Origin of the sequence: Streptococcus infantis, assembly GCF_047463655.1 — a bacterium.
GTDB classification, from domain to species: domain Bacteria; phylum Bacillota; class Bacilli; order Lactobacillales; family Streptococcaceae; genus Streptococcus; species Streptococcus infantis_Z.
Genome location: NZ_JASHDM010000033.1, coordinates 1 through 847, shown reverse-complemented (window position 1 = coordinate 847; position 847 = coordinate 1). Strand labels below are relative to the sequence as shown.

1 pseudogene is annotated in these 847 nt (G+C 42.5%); it reads left to right on the top strand.

The window, feature by feature from the left end:
* Positions 1 to 847, top strand: a pseudogene (locus tag QM877_RS10190) (surface protein Rib); the annotation flags it as partial.

Below are 847 nucleotides of genomic sequence, written 5' to 3'. Positions count from 1 at the left end.
GTAGCCGACGAAGTTAAGAAATCTAACCCAACCGTAACTGATGTTAAAGTTGGCAAAGATGGCACAACAACTGTTACATACCCAGATGGTACAACAGCGGTTATCCCAGCAGATAAGGCAGTTAAGAAATCATCCGATGAAGGTACGAAGGATCCATCAGTAACACCAGTTACAGATCCAAGCAACTTGACTGATGCAGAAAAAGCTAAGGTAGCCGACGAAGTTAAGAAATCTAACCCAACCGTAACTGATGTTAAAGTTGGCAAAGATGGCACAACAACTGTTACATACCCAGATGGTACAACAGCGGTTATCCCAGCAGATAAGGCAGTTAAGAAATCAGCTGATAAAGCAGTTAAGGATCCATCAGTAACACCAGTTACAGATCCAAGCAACTTGACTGATGCAGAAAAAGCTAAGGTAGCCGACGAAGTTAAGAAATCTAACCCAACCGTAACTGACGTTAAAGTTGGCAAAGATGGCACAACAACTGTTACATATCCAGATGGTACAACAGCGGTTATCCCAGCAGATAAGGCAGTTAAGAAATCAGCTGATAAAGCAGTTAAGGATCCATCAGTAACACCAGTTACAGATCCAAGCAACTTGACTGATGCAGAAAAAGCTAAGGTAGCCGGCGAAGTTAAGAAATCTAACCCAACCGTAACTGATGTTAAAGTTGGCAAAGATGGCACAACAACTGTTACATACCCAGATGGTACAACAGCGGTTATCCCAGCAGATAAGGCAGTTAAGAAATCAGCTGATAAAGCAGTTAAGGATCCATCAGTAACACCAGTTACAGATCCAAGCAACTTGACTGATGCAGAAAAAGCTAAGGTAGCCG